This is a genomic window from Mesorhizobium sp. LNHC209A00 (assembly GCF_000502915.1).
Lineage (GTDB): Bacteria > Pseudomonadota > Alphaproteobacteria > Rhizobiales > Rhizobiaceae > Mesorhizobium.
In genome coordinates, this window is the sequence record NZ_AYWT01000001.1 from 556,253 (window position 1) to 573,626 (window position 17,374).

At 63.1% G+C, this 17,374-nt stretch carries 17 protein-coding genes; 9 read left to right on the plus strand and 8 right to left on the minus strand.

Going from position 1 to position 17,374, the window contains the following annotated elements:
• The first annotated feature begins 105 nt into the window (after nucleotides 1–105).
• The gene (locus X739_RS163195) at nucleotides 106–906 is read left to right on the plus strand and encodes a GH25 family lysozyme (protein WP_023792208.1); all 801 of its coding nucleotides are present in this window, start codon (nucleotides 106–108) and stop codon (nucleotides 904–906) included.
• A gap of 346 nt (nucleotides 907–1,252) precedes the next feature.
• Entirely contained in the window at nucleotides 1,253–2,431 is a 1,179-nt protein-coding gene (locus X739_RS163190) for a lytic murein transglycosylase (protein WP_023792211.1), read from the plus strand.
• A gap of 33 nt (nucleotides 2,432–2,464) precedes the next feature.
• On the opposite strand, the gene X739_RS163185 is transcribed toward X739_RS163190, so the two are convergent.
• Entirely contained in the window at nucleotides 2,465–3,367 is a 903-nt protein-coding gene (locus X739_RS163185) for a LysR family transcriptional regulator (RefSeq protein WP_023792215.1), read from the minus strand.
• A 118-nt stretch (nucleotides 3,368–3,485) separates the two neighbouring features.
• On the opposite strand from X739_RS163185, the gene X739_RS163180 reads away from it, so the two are divergent.
• Nucleotides 3,486–4,217 (plus strand): SDR family oxidoreductase, encoded by a 732-nt coding sequence (locus tag X739_RS163180; RefSeq protein ID WP_023792219.1) that lies wholly within the window; start codon nucleotides 3,486–3,488, stop codon nucleotides 4,215–4,217.
• On the opposite strand, the gene X739_RS163175 is transcribed toward X739_RS163180, so the two are convergent.
• Complete coding sequence (locus X739_RS163175) at nucleotides 4,214–5,434, minus strand: alanine racemase (RefSeq protein WP_023769640.1); 1,221 nt, start codon at nucleotides 5,432–5,434, stop codon at nucleotides 4,214–4,216. The genes X739_RS163180 and X739_RS163175 overlap by 4 nt on opposite strands.
• Before the next feature lie 307 nt (nucleotides 5,435–5,741).
• Here X739_RS163175 and X739_RS163170 point away from each other — a divergent pair, with 307 nt between their 5' ends.
• Nucleotides 5,742–6,656, plus strand: coding sequence for a DMT family transporter (locus tag X739_RS163170; protein ID WP_023792222.1), 915 nt, complete (start codon nucleotides 5,742–5,744; stop codon nucleotides 6,654–6,656).
• A 434-nt stretch (nucleotides 6,657–7,090) separates the two neighbouring features.
• Here the strand turns inward: X739_RS163170 and metF are convergent, their stop codons facing one another.
• Nucleotides 7,091–8,002 carry a methylenetetrahydrofolate reductase [NAD(P)H] gene (gene metF / locus X739_RS163165; protein WP_023769638.1) on the minus strand — a complete coding sequence of 304 codons (912 nt, stop codon included), beginning with the start codon at nucleotides 8,000–8,002 and terminating at the stop codon, nucleotides 7,091–7,093.
• Entirely contained in the window at nucleotides 8,002–9,024 is a 1,023-nt protein-coding gene (locus X739_RS163160) for a metalloregulator ArsR/SmtB family transcription factor (protein WP_015317182.1), read from the minus strand. Before X739_RS163160 ends, metF begins: the two co-directional genes overlap by 1 nt.
• 175 nt (nucleotides 9,025–9,199) lie before the next feature.
• On the opposite strand from X739_RS163160, the gene tsaA reads away from it, so the two are divergent.
• From tsaA to X739_RS163145, 4 genes are all read left to right on the plus strand, one after another.
• On the plus strand, nucleotides 9,200–9,724 hold the full coding sequence (gene tsaA / locus X739_RS163155; protein ID WP_023769637.1) for a tRNA (N6-threonylcarbamoyladenosine(37)-N6)-methyltransferase TrmO: 525 nt from the start codon (nucleotides 9,200–9,202) through the stop codon (nucleotides 9,722–9,724).
• On the plus strand, nucleotides 9,721–10,035 hold the full coding sequence (locus X739_RS163150; RefSeq protein WP_015317180.1) for a DUF2293 domain-containing protein: 315 nt from the start codon (nucleotides 9,721–9,723) through the stop codon (nucleotides 10,033–10,035). The genes tsaA and X739_RS163150 overlap by 4 nt, the downstream gene beginning before the upstream one ends.
• A 238-nt stretch (nucleotides 10,036–10,273) precedes the next feature.
• Nucleotides 10,274–11,119, plus strand: coding sequence for an aminotransferase class IV (locus X739_RS01000000165750; protein WP_245273769.1), 846 nt, complete (start codon nucleotides 10,274–10,276; stop codon nucleotides 11,117–11,119).
• Nucleotides 11,120–11,273: 154 nt separating this feature from the next.
• Entirely contained in the window at nucleotides 11,274–12,113 is an 840-nt protein-coding gene (locus X739_RS163145) for an SDR family oxidoreductase (protein ID WP_023769635.1), read from the plus strand.
• 40 nt (nucleotides 12,114–12,153) lie between these two features.
• On the opposite strand, the gene X739_RS163140 is transcribed toward X739_RS163145, so the two are convergent.
• Nucleotides 12,154–12,783: an MOSC domain-containing protein gene (locus tag X739_RS163140; RefSeq protein WP_023792228.1), complete on the minus strand. Its 630-nt coding sequence runs from the start codon at nucleotides 12,781–12,783 to the stop codon at nucleotides 12,154–12,156.
• 179 nt (nucleotides 12,784–12,962) lie between these two features.
• On the opposite strand from X739_RS163140, the gene X739_RS163135 reads away from it, so the two are divergent.
• Nucleotides 12,963–13,529 (plus strand): isoprenylcysteine carboxylmethyltransferase family protein, encoded by a 567-nt coding sequence (locus X739_RS163135; RefSeq protein WP_023792235.1) that lies wholly within the window; start codon nucleotides 12,963–12,965, stop codon nucleotides 13,527–13,529.
• A 12-nt stretch (nucleotides 13,530–13,541) separates the two neighbouring features.
• Here the strand turns inward: X739_RS163135 and X739_RS163130 are convergent, their stop codons facing one another.
• From X739_RS163130 to ettA, 3 genes are all read right to left on the minus strand, one after another.
• The gene (locus tag X739_RS163130; protein WP_023792239.1) at nucleotides 13,542–14,663 is read right to left on the minus strand and encodes a beta-ketoacyl-ACP synthase III; all 1,122 of its coding nucleotides are present in this window, start codon (nucleotides 14,661–14,663) and stop codon (nucleotides 13,542–13,544) included.
• 117 nt (nucleotides 14,664–14,780) lie between these two features.
• The gene (gene tam / locus X739_RS163125; RefSeq protein WP_023792242.1) at nucleotides 14,781–15,551 is read right to left on the minus strand and encodes a trans-aconitate 2-methyltransferase; all 771 of its coding nucleotides are present in this window, start codon (nucleotides 15,549–15,551) and stop codon (nucleotides 14,781–14,783) included.
• 43 nt (nucleotides 15,552–15,594) lie between these two features.
• Entirely contained in the window at nucleotides 15,595–17,181 is a 1,587-nt protein-coding gene (ettA, locus tag X739_RS163120) for an energy-dependent translational throttle protein EttA (protein WP_023792245.1), read from the minus strand.
• Nucleotides 17,182–17,374: the final 193 nt, after the last annotated feature.

A 17,374-nucleotide genomic window follows, 5' to 3' on the forward strand; every position in this document is an offset into this window, starting at 1 on the left:
ATGCCAGGCGATGCGTGGGGCGATCGACTGGAGGGGGCCAGACCAACTTCGGCCATCAGTGCACAGACCCATCAGCGACCGGCTGATTCCGGCTTGGAAGTTGCGATGCGCCGTCTTGCGGCCCTTTTCATGCTGACGCTGCTCGGCGCCTGCTCGACCGTGGACGATCTCTCGCCGCTGTCGCCGTCCGCGTCGAGAAGTCCGACGGTGGCCGTACGCGCGCCGCGCTTTGCCGATTCAAAGCCGCATGAGTGGGACAGCGGTGCGCCATGGAACTATGCCGTCCATGGTACCGACGTTTCCAAATACCAGACCTCGGTCGATTGGCCGACGGCCAAGGCCAGCGGCATCTCCTTCGCCTTCATCAAGGCAACGGAAGGCGGCGACCGTTTCGATGAGTATTTCAGCGAGCACTGGGCGCGCACGAAAGCCAACGGGATTCCACGCGCGGCCTATCATTTCTTCTATTTCTGCACTCCGGCGGCCGTCCAGGCGCGCTGGTTCATCCAGAATGTCCCCGTCGACCGCTCCGCCATGCCTCCGGTCCTCGACATGGAATGGAACCCGAGCTCGCCGACCTGCCGGCTGCGCCCCGACGCCGCCACGGTGCGCGCGGAGATGACGACCTTCCTCGAAATCGTCGAGCGGCATTACGGCAAGAAGCCGATCATCTACACCTCGGTCGACTTCTTCGACGACAATGAACTGTCGACCTTCCGCGGCTATCCCTACTGGCTGCGTTCCGTCGCCGGGCACCCGCGCGAGAAATATGGCAGCCACCCCTTCACCTTCTGGCAGTACACCGGAACCGGCATCGTTCCCGGCATGACCGGCAAGTCCGACATCAACGTCTTCAACGGCTCGGAATCCGCCTGGAACAAGTGGCTGCGGCAGAACACGCATTGACGCAGTGGCAACGGCAGCGAAGCCGCACGAATGGTGGTTGCGGCAGAACACGCATTGACGCAGTGGCAACGGCAGCGAAGCCGCACGAATCGTGGTTGCGGCAGATCACCCGTTGACACCGTGACAACGGCAGCGAAGCCGCANGTGGTTGCGGCAGATCACCCGTTGACACCGTGACAACGGCAGCGAAGCCGCAGGAATCGTGGTTGCGGCAGATCACCCGTTGACACCGGGCCTGCCGCCTGCTTTCGACACAGCCAGCGCTAAAGAGTGCAACCGCTGGTAATTCAGGGCGTTGCGCTTTCAGCCAGGCATGACAATGCCCTCTCGTTTCGAAAGGAAGCTGATGCGACTGCGTTCCCAAGCCCTCGCGGCGCTGTTCTTGTGCGCCACGGCCTTGCCGGCGATGGCGCAGGAATGCGGCGGCGATTTCGAAAGCTGGAAGCAGGGTGTGGCGACGGAAGCCAAGGCTGCCGGTGTCGGCGCGGTCGGTCTTGATGCGCTGGAGGACGCCCGGATCGACGAGAGGGCTCTGGCGCGCGACCGTGCGCAGGGCGTCTTCACGCAAACATTCGTCCAGTTTTCCAACCGCATGATCTCGGCTTACCGGCTGAAGCAAGGTGCGGCGAACATGAAGAAATACGCCGACATCTTCGCCCGCGCCGACCAGCAGTTCGGCGTCCAGGCCCCGGTTATCACCGCCTTCTGGGCGCTTGAAACGGATTTCGGCGCCGTGCAGGGCGATTTCCACACGCTGAGCGCATTGGTGACGATGTCGCATGACTGCCGCCGCCCGCAGCTTTTCCGCCAGCAATTGGTGCCGCTCCTGGAACTGATCGATCGCGGCGTGCTGCCGGCCGACGTCACCGGCGCCTGGGCCGGCGAGATCGGCCAGACGCAGATCCTGCCATCCGACTATCTTGCGCGCGGCATCGATGGCGACGGCGACGGCAAGATCGATCTGCGCGGCTCCGTGCCCGACGTGATCATGACCACGGGCAACAAGGTGCTGTCGCGCGGCTGGAAACGGGACGAACCCTGGATCCAGGAAGTGCGCGTGCCCGAAGAGATGCCGTGGGACCAGACCGGGCGCACCAACAAGCTGCCGCTGACGCAGTGGGCGCAATGGGGCGTCACCAACCCCGACGGCTCGCCGCTGGCCGACAAGGGGCTGAAAGCCGGCCTGGCGCTGCCCATGGGCCGCAAGGGCCCGGCCTTCCTCACCTACGAGAATTTCGACGTCTATCTCGAATGGAACCAGTCCTTCACCTACGCGCTGACCGCGGCCAATCTCGCCGCGCGCCTGGCGGGCGCGCCGCCGCTCGATCCGCGCAATCCCGAGCCCGGCCTCAACAATGAGCAAATGAAAGAACTGCAGACCAAGCTCGAGGCCAGGGGCTACGACGTCGGCACGGTCGACGGCATCTTGGGCACCAACACCCGTGAAGCGATCCGCAAGGAACAGATGCGGCTTGTCCTGCCGGTGGATGGTTGGCCGACGCCGGAGCTGTTGGGAAAATTGTGAGCGAACAGTGAAGGCCGCGAGAGCCTCGTACTGCTACTCGCCACTCCGCCTCTCCCGCACAAAATCAATGAACGCCCTCAGGGCTGGCGGCACATGCCGCACGCTAGGATGGTATAGATAGAAGCCGGGGAAGCTGGGTGACCAAGCTTCCAGAAACCGGACCAGCCGGCCGTTTTCGATCCAGGGCTGAACCTGATAGTCGATCATGTAGGCGATACCGGCAGCGCCCAGCACCGCGTTCAGCAGCAAGTCGGTGTCGTTAACGGTCAGCTTGCCTTCGACCGCGATTTCCAGCGCCCGTTTGCCCCGCGCGAACTCCCATCGGTAGATGTTGCCGCCGCCTGGCCATTGGAAATTGATGCAGCGATGCTGGTGCAGATCGCCGGGATGACGCGGCGTGTGGCGTCCCGCGAGATACGCGGGAGCGGCCACCGCGGCCATTTGCAGATCCCCGCTCAGCTTCACCGCCACCATGTCTTTTTCCAGCCGCTCGCCGAGCCGAATTCCGGCGTCAAAACGCCCTTCGACAATGTCCGTCAGCATGTCGTCGATGATCACTGTCAGGCCGATATCGGGATAGGCGCGCTGGAAATCGCCCAGGATCGGCGCGATGAACCGCATGGCGGCCACGCGCGGCACGTTGACGCGCAGCGAACCGGCCGGCTGGTCGCGCGCAGCATGAATATCGGCGACCGCGCCTTCCAGTTCCCTGAAAACAGGACCAAGCCGCGTGAACAGCGTGTCGCCAGCCGCGGTCGGCGATACGCTGCGTGTCGTGCGATTGAGCAGGCGGACACCGAGACGTGCCTCCAGCTGCCGGATTGTCTGGCTGAGAGCCGGCGGCGAAATCCTGAGCTTGGCGGAAGCCCGGATGAAGCTGCCCTCCTCCACGATCGTCGCGAAAGCCTTGAGTTCGGAAAATTCGGACCCGCGCATTGTGTATCCCAGGATTAACAGGCAAGTCAGATAATAGCCCATTATATGATCAATAGCTTCGGCCTATTTTCGACCAAGCCGCGTCGCGCGGTCAACGAACGGCCGAAAGGAATTGATCATGTCTCATTCGCTTCAGGGCAAAACCGCGATCGTCACCGGCAGCTCGCGCGGCATCGGCCGCGCCATTGCCGAAGGGCTCGCGGCCGACGGCGCCGCGGTCGTCGTCAACTATGTCGGCAATGCCAAGGCCGCTGACGACGTTGTGGCGGCCATCGTGAGCAAGGGTGGCAAGGCGATCGCCATCCGGGCGGACATTTCAAATGTTTCCGACATCCGCCGTTTGTTCGACGAAGCAGAAAGCCAGTTTGGCGACCTCAACATCGTCGTCGCCAATGTCGGCGTCGCTGTGATCAAACCGCTGGTCGAGGCCAGCGAAGCCGATTTCGACCTTGTCTTCGGCACCAACGCCAGAGGCACTTTCTTTACGCTTCAGGAGGCCGCTCGCCGCGTGCGTGACGGCGGCCGCATCATCGCGGTCTCCACTGGCGGAACGAAGATGTTTTTCACGCAGACCGCGCTCTATCTCGGCAGCAAGGGCGCGGTGGAACAATTCGTGCGCGTTCTGTCGCGCGAGCTCGGGCCACGCGGCGTCACCGTCAACGCGCTGTCGCCAGGCTTCACCGACACCGACCTTCTGCCGGAGCGCGACCGCGCCGTGGCGGCCGGCATGTCGCCCTTCGGCAGGATCGGTGCGCCGCGCGATGTCGCCGACGTTGCCGTTTTCCTGGCCAGCGACGAGGCCCGTTGGCTGACCGGCGAGAACATCCAGGCCGGCGGTGGCGTTGCCTAATCCGCCATCGTCTCCAGGCTGGCGAATCCCACCGGCGCGTCGCCCTCATCGAAAGGCGTCGTCACCTCGACGAAGGTGTCGGGATAGAAGCCGTTGAAGCGGGTTCTCAGCGACAGTGAATAAGCGCCTATATGGCCGATTTCGATCCAGTCGCCGGTGTCGACGGTTTCCGGCAGCCAGAACGGCCGCGACAGGATGTCGACGGAATCGCAAGTCGCCCCGCACACCTTGAACGGTACGATCTTGTTCTCGTCGCCGTTGCGCGTGCGGATTGCCGGATCGGGGATAAACCGCGCCGGCAGCGTGATCTTGCCGGTCCACGAATCCGACAGAGACGCCCAGATACCGTCATTGATGTAGAGCCGCTTGCCCTTGCGCAACAGCACGCGCACGATCAGCGACAGGCAGCGCGCCACGATCACCCGGCCCGGCTCGGCCACCAGCGGCATCTGGTCGAACTGATATTCCTTCAGGTCGCCGGAGAGCCGCGACATGATCTGGCCGAGCGACGGCATCTCGATCTGCTTGCGGTTGGGATCATGTCCGTATTCGGCCGGAAAGCCGCCGCCGACATCGAGCCCGGCAATGTCGAAGGTCAGCCGGTTGCGCACCCAGTCGGCCGAGGCAAGCGCCCGCTCATAGGTGTCGGGATCCTCGATCTGGCTGCCGACATGGAAACACAGGCCGACCTTATAGCCGGTGCGGTTCAGTCGCTCGGCGAGTTCGACCGCATAGGCAGGCCCAGCGCCGAATTTTTTGGACAGCTCGTAGGCGGCATGGCCCTTTGTCTGCACACGCACGAAGACGCTGACCGCGCCCGGGTCGATATCGAGCGCCCGCACCACACGGGTCAGCTTGGTGATCTCGTCCTCATGGTCGAGCGAGATGACGCGAATGCCGTATTTCTCCAAAGCCAGCTTGATGTCCGACTGCGCCTTGACCGGATGCATGTAGAGCATCTCCGCATCGGGCGAAACGGCGCGCACCGCGGCGAACTCGCCTGGTGAAGCAACGTCGAAGGCGGTGACGCCGGCCTCGACCAGCGTCTTCAGCACGATCTGCTCGCCATTGGTCTTGACCGCGTAGGCGGTCTTGCCGGGGAACATGCCCATGAACTGCTTCGCATCCGCCTTCAAGACCTGCGGGCGGAAGCAGTAGACCGGGTCATCCGGACGAAGCGCCAGTGCCGCCTCGCTTGCGTTCTCGAATCGCTGCATGGACGAATCCTCGACTTCAGCTCGCACAATTAATCCACGCTAGCGGCTAGCGCATGACCCCGAAAGTTAATTTCGACTTTCGGAAGGATCATGCGCCAGGAATGAACCTCGCAGCGTCCTTTGCGCGTCTCTGGAGACGCGCGGCGCTGCAAGGAAACAATTCTGCGTCTCGCGCTCCTGACTGCACGGCACCTGGCCTTTGCCGAAAGGCTTGGCAGCCGGTCGGGTTTCGGGTGGCCCTTGCCGCCGGACCCGATATGGCTTCTGCCTGACGGCTTGCGTTCGGGCCGTCTGGGGGAGGATTCATATGGCAGGGAGCGCTGCATCTGCACGCGGACCGATGACGCTCAGGGACTGGGGGCAGTTGCTGCTGCTCGGCGCCATCTGGGGCGGCTCGTTCTTCTTCGCCCGCATCGCGGTGGCGGAGCTTCAACCGCTGGTGCTGGTGCTGTTTCGCGTCGCCATCGCAGCGGTCGCGCTGCAGCTCTATCTCGGCTTGCGCGGACCGTCCTTTCGCCTCGCTCTGCCGCATGCCGGGCTGTTCTTCCTGCTGGCCTTCACCAACAATGTCGTCCCCTTCTCGTTGATCTTTGCCGGTCAAACCCGATTGGGCGCCGGTGTCGCTTCCGTCCTCAACGCCACGACGCCTTTCTGGACGCTGATTTTGGCCAACGCGCTGACATCAGATGAAAAGCTGTCCTGGAACAAGCTCGCCGGCATCGGGCTCGGTGTCGCCGGCACGGCCGTGATGATCGGTCCCGGCCTGCTGGCGGGGCTCGGCGGCCCTGTCTGGGCCAAATTCGCGCTGATCGGCGCCTCGCTGTCCTATGGTATCGCGCTGATGGTCGCGCGCCGTTTCAAGGGCGTGCCCTCGTCGGTCGTCGCCACCGGGCAATTGACGGCTTCGACCATCATCATGATCCCGATCGTGCTCTTCGCCCATGGCCCGGCCGGCCTGTTCTCCGCCTCGCCGCCGGTGTGGGCGGCAGTGCTGGCGCTGGCGCTTCTGTCGACGGCCTTCGCCTACATCCTCTACTTCAACCTCGTCGCCTCGGCCGGGGCCACCAACGCCTCGCTGGTCACGCTGATCGTGCCGGCCAGTGCCATGCTGCTCGGCTTTCTTTTCCTGGGCGAGCGGTTGGAATTGTTCGAGATCGGCGGTGTGGTGCTGATCGGACTTGGTCTTCTGACAATCGACGGGCGAGTGTTCGGACGGCGTTAAAATTCGGCATGTGCAATCGCGAAAGTCGAACACGACTTTCGCGGGGGTAGCGCTGCCATGACACAGCATCGACACGCCACCGCCATAATTTATTCACAGGCATGAAGCGGGTTTTTGCCAAGGAGTTTCAACGGCTAACGGCGAAACCGAAGTCGCAAAATCCACAATCACGTCGCAATGCAGCACATTTTCCGCTTGCCTGTGGCACAAATGAACCTAGACTCCAGGACATAGCTCTTTAAGAGGAGGCTATGTCATGGGACTTACGAGGCCAATCAACGCATTGATGATTTGTGCTGCGTTTGCTTTCATCGGCGCCCTCATTATGGGCGTCCTTCCCTGAACCCGCCAAGACGGGGAAGACCAGCACCAAATAGTCCAACCGATTCGAAAGGCCGGGTTTTTACCCGGCCTTTTGCTTACCTGACTGGCCCTCAGGCAGCAGCGGAGCCCGCCACCTCATGCGAGCGGATGCCGATCATATGACAGACGGCGAACACCAGATCGGCCCGGTTCATTGTGTAGAAGTGGAAATCGCCCACGCCGCGCTCGACCAGGTCCAGAACCTGCTCGGCGGCCACGGCGGATGCCACAAGCGCATGCGTTTGAGGATCGTTCTGCAGGCCGTCGAAACGCTCGGCCAGCCATGCCGGCACCAGCGCGCCGCAGCGGGCCGAGAAATTGGCGACCTGGGTAAAATTATGCACCGGCAAGATGCCGGGAACGATCGGGATGTAGATGCCAGCGCGGCGCGCGCGCTCGACGTAACGCTCGTAGAGATCGTTGTCGAAAAAGAACTGAGTGATTGCCCGCGTCGCACCATTGTCGACCTTGCGCTTCAGCATGTCGATATCGGTGGCGAAGTCAGGGCTTTCCGGATGCTTTTCCGGATAGGCCGAAACCGAAATGTCGAAATCGCCGGCGTCCTTCAGCGCCCCGACCAGCTCGGCGCCGTTGGCGTAGCCGTCCGGATGCGGCCGGTAGGCAGCGCCGACGCCTTCCGCCGGATCGCCGCGCAAGGCGACGAAGCGCTTCACGCCCATGTCGGTGAATTCCTGGATGACGGCGTCGACCTGATGGCGAGCCGCATCGACGCAAGTCATGTGCGCGGCCGGCGTCAGGCTGGTTTCCTTCAGGATGCGGCCGATGGTGCGCGCCGTGCGCTCACGCGTCGAACCGCCGGCGCCATAGGTCACCGAGACGAATTTCGGCTGCAGCGGCTCGAGCCTTGTGACCGTATCCCACAGCCTTGCCTCCATCTCGTCGTTCTTCGGCGGGAAGAACTCGAACGAAACCCTGACCTTGTCGCCGATATCGGGCCGGCGGGAAAAACGAAACTGGTTCATCAGGCGATTTCCCCTATCGAGCTCACTCTGGTCTGCTGGCTGGCATTGGCGGGATCGGCGATCAGCAGGCGCCGGTCGCGGCCAAGCCAGAGCTTGACGGTGAGCCTGGCCTCGTTGCCGCCGCGCGGTTCGAACTCCTGGGCATCCTCGAGATCGAGGCCGGCTTCGGAGAACCATTCTCCGATCTGCCGGTCGGAAAAGCCCAGCCGCATATGCGCATGCTCATCGCGCAGGAATTCCAGTGTGTGCGGCGCGAAATCGACGATGACGAGACGGCCGGCCGGGCGAAGCAGCCGCGCCGCCTCATGGATGGCGCGGGCCGGATCGTCGAGATAGTGCAGCACCTGGTGGATGGTGACGAGATCGAAGGCATCGCGCTCGACCGGCGGCGAGAAGATATCGCCCTGCCGCACCTGCGCATTCGAAACGCCGGCCTTGTCGAGATTGGCGCGCGCCACGGTCAGCATCTCTCGCGACATGTCGATGCCGATCCCCCGCCGGTAGAGCGGCGAGAAGATTTCGAGCAGCCGCCCGGTGCCGGTGCCAAGATCGAGCATGGACTGGAACGGCCGCTTGCCGACCAGCTTCAGCATCGCGGCCTCTACGGCACGGTCGGGCACATGCAGCGAGCGGATATGATCCCAACTTGCGGCGTTCTGCGAAAAATACGCGGTGGCGCGGTCCTGGCGCTTGCGCTTGACCGAGGTCAGTCGCTCCAGATCGCGCTCGACCTGCGGATCGGCGCCGCGAATGCCGGCAACCAGCCTCATCACGAAGTCTCGCGCCGAGTCGGCGTCCGACAGGCGGAAGAACGCCCACGACCCTTCCTGGTAGCGGCCGATCAGCCCCGCCTCGAGCAGCAGCTTCAGGTGGCGCGAGACACGCGGCTGCGACTGGCCGAGAATTTCGGTAAGGTCGGAAACAGTGAGGTCGCCACGCGACAACAGTGCCAATATGCGCAGGCGGCTGGATTCGGCCGCCGCCTTCAATGTGTCCACCATGGTGTCGAGCGAGACATGCATCAGCGTATTCTCTTCGAAAAAGATATAAACATATGTTTATGTCGAATTTGGCGACCTTGCAAGCGCTATGTCGCTTCCGGACCAGAAAATGCCGCATGCGTGATTTCCCGGTCCGGGTCAGCCCGGAACGTCTAGCGGTTTGAGACAATGGCATGCACCAGCACAGAGACAGGCAATGACCGGACCGCGTGAGATGTTCGAGGTACGCGAAGGCGAGCAGAGACTGGACCAGGATCCGGCCTTGATGCCGCCGGACGCCGGCATCGTCTTCATCGGCCGTATTGCCTCGCCGTGGACCACCCGGGATAGTTGCCCGAAGAACATGCGCGCGGCGCGCGAGGCGGGACAGCCCGCGGTGCTGACCATCGATGCGCCCTATCGTGCGGGCCTGCGCGGGCTGGAGCGCGCCAGCCACGTCGTGATCCTGTCCTGGCTGCATCACGCGCCGCGGAATCTGATCGTGCAAAAACCCCGCCATGCTGCTGAATCGAAAGGCGTATTCGGCTTGCGCTCCCCTGCCCGGCCGAACCCGGTCGGCCTGCACGTGACCAAACTCGTCGGATTGGACATTGGCATCGGGCGCGTCGACCTCGACGCCATCGACGTGCTCGACGGCACGCCGGTCATCGATATCAAGCCGTATTTCGCCTCGACCGATGCCATTGCCGAGGCAACCGTTGAAGGGCGTGACGGGCGATGACGGCACCAACCGGCCGCCGCCGCGCTATCGCCAAGGCTTTGACAGCACTTCTGCCGCTGGCCCCTTATGCCGACATGGAGAAGATCCGCACCGATGCCGGCTCGGTCCACATGAAAACCTTGCCGCCGACGATCGCCGTCTGGCTGGCGACGATCGCCCACATCCGCCACATGCACACCGATTACGAAAAGCTGCTGGCCGAGGGCTATGACCGCGACTCCGCCCGGTTCTTCGTCATCGAGCAAACCAACATCATGCTCACGCGCTGGCGCGCCACGCGCCTGCTCGACGCCGATGACGAGGAGGAATGAGGCCACTGCCGGGCAGATGGCGCTCTGCTGCCGGATCTTCACCTCGAGGACGACTGAAGTCGGAGCACTGGCCCTATGCGCTCCGCCCGTTGCCGATAGCTTATGACTTCATGGCGAGGAGCTGCCGATGAGCCAAGCCGCACAGGATACACTGCCGCTGCCTGCGGTGAGCGATCGCCATATTGACCCACATTCCTATCCCGAAGGCATTGCCTTCCTCGACGGCTAATATTTGCCGATGTCGCAAGCCAAGGTCTCGGTGCTGGATTGGGGATTCCTGCACTCGGATGCCACCTACGATACGGTGCATGTCTGGAACGGCCGATTCTTCCGCCTCGATCTGCATGTCGACCGTTTCTTCCTCGGCTTGCAAAAGCTGCGCATGACTATCCCGTTCGATCGCGATGGCGTGGCCGAGGTCCTGCACAATTGCGTCGCGCTGTCGGGTCATCGCGCCGCCTATGTCGAGATGCTGTGCACGCGCGGCGCCTCGCCGACCTTCAGCCGAGACCCGCGCCAGGCGATCAATCGCTTCATGGCGTTCGCCGTGCCGTTCGGCTCGGTCGCGAATGCCGAGCAGTTGCGGCGCGGCCTGCGTGTCGCCATCAGCGACAAGGTGCGCATTCCGCCGGCTTCGATCGACCCGGCGATCAAGAACTACCACTGGCTCGACTTAGTGGGCGGCCTCTATGATGCCTACGACCGTGGCGCCGAGACGGCCCTCATTCTCGATTTCAACGGCAACGTCGCCGAAGGCCCGGGCTTCAACGTCTTCTGCGTCAAGGACGACAGACTGTCGACGCCAGCCATCGGCGTCCTGCCGGGCATCACCCGCCGCACGGTCTTTGATCTCTGCGCCGAGGCAGGTCTTGCCGCAACGACCGCCGACGTCAGCGTCTCCGCGCTGCGTGGGGCCGACGAAGTCTTCATCACCTCGACCGCCGGCGGCATCATGCCGGTGACGGAGGTTGACGGCGCTGACATCGCCGACGGAAAGGTCGGGCCGATCACCAGCCGGCTGATGGCGCTCTATTGGCAACAGCATGACGACCCGGCCTGGTCGTCTCAGGTGAACTACCCCTGATCAACACGATTTCTTGTTCCACGGGGAAGAGTCTTGTTCAAAAAGATTCCCCCTCGCCTCTGGAAAATCACGGGACAGGCCGTATATGCCCGAAAGCGGAGAAGCCTCCGCTTCCATCCAGAAATTGCGCCCGCAGGGGCAAGGATTCCACATCATGACATCTAAGGTTTGGTTCATCACCGGATCGTCGAAAGGCTTTGGCCGCGTCTGGGCCGAGGCCGCACTGGCGCGTGGCGACCGCGTTGCGGCGACCGCACGTGACACAGCCACGCTCGCCGATCTCGTCAATAGATATGGCGACAACATCGCCGCCATAAAGCTCGACGTAACCGACAAGAAAGCCGTCGATGCCGCTGTCGCCGAGGCGCACAAGCGCTTTGGCCGGCTCGACGTCGTCATCAACAATGCCGGCTACGGCCATTTCGGCGCCATAGAGGAAGTCAGCGAGCAGGAAGCCCGCGACCAGATCGAGACCAATGTGTTCGGCGCGCTCTGGGTCACCCAGGCCGCCCTGCCGATCATGCGGGCGCAGCGCTCCGGCCACATCATCCAGATCTCGTCGATCGGCGGCGTCAATGCCTTTGCCTCGCTCGGGCTCTACCACGCCTCGAAATGGGCGCTGGAAGCCTTCAGCCAGTCGCTCAGCATCGAGGTCGCGGAATTCGGCATTCATGTCACGCTGGTCGAGCCGGGCGGTTTCTCCACCGACTGGTCGGGAGCATCGGCCAAGGTCTCCAAGCCGATCGAGGCCTATGCGCCCGCCCGCGCTAAGATGGCCGAGCGCCGCGCCAACTCGGTTGCTGGCGATCCCGAGGCGACCGGGCCGGCGATGCTGGCCATCGTCGATGCGGCAGAGCCGCCGCTGAGGGTGTTCTTCGGCGACGGCGGCCTGCCGATGATACGCCAGGAATACGCCAACCGCCTCGCCACCTGGGACAAGTGGGACCACGTCTCCGTCATGGCGCAAGGCGTCCACAAGAACCGCAAGGGCTGACGCCCAAAATAATAGCTACGCCGCCTACTGGGCGGAGTAGCTATGCCTTGTAAATCCATTGCTCCGGCACCCGCACCGAAATCTCTTCGCCGACCCTGACCACGCCGGGTTTTTCAACCCACGCGACAAGGCCACGCAGCCGCTTCGCCGTCTGCGGGAAGAGCAGCGCGGCTGCATCGCGATCCGGTGCATGGACATGGGTGGCGATGGATTGCCCGGCGACCCGGCACGGCTTGTTCTGCGCGTCGATTTTGATCGTCACGCCCCCTTCGAAGAACATCAGTGAGCCGGCCGGCAGCATCGACAGATGTGGCACGCCCCCGATCAGCATATTGGCTCCGATCCATTCCGGCTTGATCTCCTTCAGGCCCATGCGCTCGGCGACGATCGAAAGCTCGTCCGTGGCGACCAGCGACAATTGCCGCTCGTTGCGCATCTCCGTGCCGCGCGGATACCAAGGCTCGCGCCCGCCGGAACGCCGCGTCATTCCGGCATGGAAGTCATGCGCGATTCCGTCGAAGCCAAGATGCAATTCCTCGACGGCTTTCGTCTCGAAATGATCGGAGGGAGCGGCATAGAGCGCCACTGCCTTTGCCGTCAGCTTACGGCCCGGGACGATATCGATCGTGGGCTCGGCAGTTGGAAAAAGCTCTAGGTTTGTTTCCTGCATGCTGCTGGTCTAGAGACCTCGGACAATGCGGTCCAGTCGAAAGCGCTGATGATCCGATCACGGCGTTTGATGCCGATCACGACGTTATTACCGGAAATGCCATCCCCTTGCAGCGGGCGCGTCCCATTGCCGCCGCGCCACCGATATATATTCGGCGCCAACTCGGGAGGAGGTTCGGCATGGAGGTTGGACAAGCCATCGCAGCGCTCTGGCTGTTCTGGGTGGTATCCTGGATCGTCGCTGCATTCTGGGCTGATCCCGTCCAAAAGCGCGCCACCATCGTGGCGGAGGCCCGCTATCGCGTCTTCTGGCTGGCCGGCACCGTCCTGCTGTTCGTTCCAGCGCACGGCTATCAAGGCAGGCTGAGATTGTGGACGCCGACCCTTGCCGAAGCCTGGGTCTGCGTTGCCGTGATTGCGGTCGGCATCGGCTTCGCGTGGTGGGCGCGCATCCATCTCGGGCGGTTGTGGTCCGCCACGGTCACAGCCAAGGCAGGTCATCGCGTGGTCGATACCGGCCCCTATCGCCTGGTGCGGCATCCGATCTATACCGGGCTGTTGCTGGCTGTACTTGCCACCATGGCGGCAAAGGGCACGGTCTGGGGGATTGCAGGTACGGCCCTGCTCATCATCGGCGTCGTCATAAAGGCGAGGCTGGAGGAGCGTTTCCTGCGCGACGAACTCGGACCCGCCTATGACGATTACGCCAAGCGGGTGCCGATGCTGGTTCCCTTCACGCCGGCCTAGCGCGGCATCACTTCAGAGCATTCTCAGCAGCGCGCCACCGATCGAGTATCCCGCGCCGAAGGCGCAGATCAGGCCGTGGTCGCCCGGTTTCATGTCGGCATGGTTCTCCGACAGTGCTATGATGGCTCCCGCGCCCGCCGTGTTGCCGAGCCGCTCCAGCACCATCGGCGCGCGGTCATGGCCGACATCGTGGCCGAACGCCAGTTTCAGGATCATCGCATTCATGCGCGCATTGGCCTGGTGCAGCCAGAAGCGCCGCACCGCCTGCGGCGTCAGCCCGTGTTCGGCGAGGAATTCGACGATGAATTTGTGCCCGGCCACGGTGACTTCCTTGAACACCTTGTTGCCGACCTGCTTGATGAGGTTGCCCTCCAGGTCGATCATGTAGGGATCGTCCTGGGCGGTGCGGGTGTGATAGCCGAGATTGGTGCGGATGTTGTTCGACATCTGCGTCCAGATGCGTGTGTCCAGCACCTCGAAGCGGCCCGGCCGCTTCTCGCCCCGGGCCAGCCCCTCCACCACCATCGACACCGAAGCGTCCCCGAAGATGAAATGCGTCTGCCGGTCGCGGAAATTGAGATGGCCGGTGATGATTTCAGGCGTGGTCACCAGGATGCGCTTGTGCGCGCCCGAGCGCACCAGATTGACCGCCATGTGCAGCGCAGCCGCAGCCGACGAACAGCCAAGCCCCATGTCGAAGCCCGCGCCCCTCGTGCCCAGCGCCTCCTGCATTTCGATGGCGATCGCCGGATACGGCCTCTGTTGATGCGAGGACGAGCAGATCACCAGATCGATGTCCGACGCATCGACGCCGGCGTGGTCGATCGCCTTCCTGGCCGACGCAATGCCGAATTCCGCCTGCAGCGAGAGCGCGTCGTCTGGACGCGCCGGAATGCGCGGCGCCATGCGGGTCGGGTCGAGAATGCCTTCACGCTCGACCACGTGGCGGGACTTCACACCTGAAGCATGAACGATGAAGTCGGCATCCGATTTCTGCAGCAGCGTCTCGCCGGTATCCTGGCGCCGCGCGTTCTCGGTGTCGACCCAGGCATTGAAGCTGGCGACCAGTTCCTCATTCGTGATGACAGGCTTGGGAATTTCAGCGCCGATTCCGCTGATGATGACGCGATGCATGTTTCAGTCCGTCCCATCCGCGGGCGTTGCGGCTTGATGTGGGCGCCGAGACGTCTCGGCGCAAGGCTTTTCTCACTCGGCCGGTTTACGCCGGCTTAAACCAAGGTTTTCGCCAGCCTATCCCGCCTGCTTGGCGACAATGAAAAAGCGGGGGAAACGCAGCAGCACCTGGCCATCGGCGGTCTTCGGATAGGCCTTGGCGATCTTGGCCGTGTAGCTGTGGAGGAACAGCTTGCGCTCGTCCGCGTCCAGCTGATCGAGGAAGGGCTTCAGCCCTGTCGACTTCACCCACTCGACGATCGCCTCGGCATCGGCCAGCGGATGGTTGTAGATGGTGTGCCAGATGTCGAGCCGAGCCGAGAGCGGCGACAGCAGGTCGTAGTAGAACGACACCGGCGGTAGCGGCGCACGGGCCGCATCCCTGATCTTTGCCGCGAAAGGCGCTTCGGCGGCGGTCTCCCGCATCAGGCGATGCGAATCCTCGGCCATATTGTCGGGCATCTGGACGGCCAGCGCGCCGCCGGGCGCCAGAAAACCCATCAGACGCTGGAACACCGCCGGATGCTCCGGCAGCCACTGGAAGACCGCGTTGGCGAAGATCACGTTGACCGGCTCGTCCGGCTGCCATGTCGAGGCATCGGCGAGGTCGAAGCTGACATTGGGTAGGCGCGCCCTCGCCTTCTCGATCATGTCGGGAGACGTGTCGAAGCCGCTCACTTGCGCATCCGGCCAGCGCTCGACCAGAAGTTCGGTCGAATTGCCCGGCCCGCAGCCGATATCGACAACCCGACGCGGACAGTCGACCGGAACCTGTGCCACCAAGTCGCGCGCGGGCCGCGTGCGCTCGTCCTCGAATTTCAGATACTGGGCGGCGGACCAATCAGCCATCCGAGCTCCTCGTGTCTTGAGAATTCGCCGGCCGGGTGCCCTCTTACCGCGTCAGCCTCTTGTAGGTCATGCGGTGCGGGTTGACGGCTTCGGGCCCGAGCCGGCGGATCTTGTCCTGCTCGTAATCCTCGAAATTGCCCTCGAACCATTCGACGTGGCTATCGCCTTCGAAGGCGAGGATGTGCGTCGCCAGACGGTCGAGGAACATGCGATCGTGCGAGATGATGACCGCGCAGCCGCCGAAATTTTCCAGCGCGTCTTCGAGTGCCGCCAGCGTTTCCGTATCGAGATCGTTGGTAGGTTCGTCGAGCAGCAGAACATTGCCGCCGGTCTTCAGCATCTTGGCCAGGTGCACGCGGTTGCGCTGACCGCCGGAGAGGTTGCCGACCTTCTGCTGCTGGTCGCCGCCGCGGAAATTGAAGGACGCACAATAAGCGCGGGTGTTGGCCTCGAACTTGCCGAGCTTGACCAATTCGGCGCCGCCCGAGATTTCTTCCCACACGGTCTTTGACGGATCGAGCGCGTCGCGGCTTTGGTCGACATAGCCGAGCTTGACCGTCTCGCCGACGCGGACAGAACCGGCATCGGGCTTCTCCTGGCCGGTGATCATGCGGAACAATGTCGTCTTGCCCGCGCCATTCGGGCCGATGACACCGACAATGCCACCCGGCGGCAGCTTGAATTCGAGGCCTTCGATCAACAGCGTGTCGCCGAAGCCTTTCGACAGGCCCTCGACGTCGATGACCACGTTGCCGAGCCGCTCGCCATGCGGAATGACGATCTGCGTATCCGTCGGCCGCCGCTTGTCGGCCGCATCGAGCAGATCCTGGAACGCCTGGATACGCGCCTTGGACTTGGTCTGGCGAGCCTTCGGGCTCGACTGGATCCACTCGCGCTCGCGGCCGATGGCGCGCTGGCGGGCGTCGTCCTCGCGGCCTTCCTGCTTGAGGCGCTTGGCCTTGGCTTCGAGGTACTTGGTGTAATTCCCCTCATAAGGAATGCCGCGTCCGCGATCGAGTTCGAGAATCCAGCCGGTGACATTGTCGAGGAAGTAGCGNGTCTCGGCATCGAGATGGTTGGTCGGTTCGTCGAGCAGCAGAAGATCAGGCTGGCGCAGCAGCAGCTGGCAGAGCGCGACACGGCGGCGCTCGCCACCCGATAGCTTGGTGACGTTGGCATCCTTTGGCGGGCAGCCCAGCGCTTCCATTGCCATCTCGACCTGCTGTTCGAGATCCCACAGGTTCAGCCGGTCCATTTCGTCCTGGAGCTTGGCCGACTCGTCGGCCGTCTCGTCGGAATAGTTCATCATCAATTCGTTGTAACGCTCGATGATGGCGGTCTTGGCCGCGACACCTTCCATGATGTTTTCGAACACGGTCTTGTCCGGGTCGAGCGCCGGCTCCTGCGCCAGGTAGCCGACAGTGGCGCCTTCGGCGAGCCACGCCTCACCGCTCCAGTCCTTGTCGATGCCGGCCATGATTTTGAGGATCGTCGACTTGCCGGCGCCGTTTGGGCCCAGGATGCCGATCTTGGCGTCGGGGTAGAAGGACAGATGAACGTTCTCGAGCACCTTCTTGGTGCCATAGGCCTTGTTGAGGCCGGCCATGTGATAGATGAACTGGCGTGCCACGCGCGCTTTCCCTGAAAAAATGACTGGATTTGTCGAATTGAATGGAGGTTGGCCGCTATGTAGGCGATGCGGCGCCGAACGGCAATCGCTTTTGCCATATCAAGCCAACCACACGGACAAGTGTGCACCGACAGCCAGGTTTTCAACCCGTCGATGGCGCGCGGAAATCTCCGGTTAACCCTTCCACGTCAAA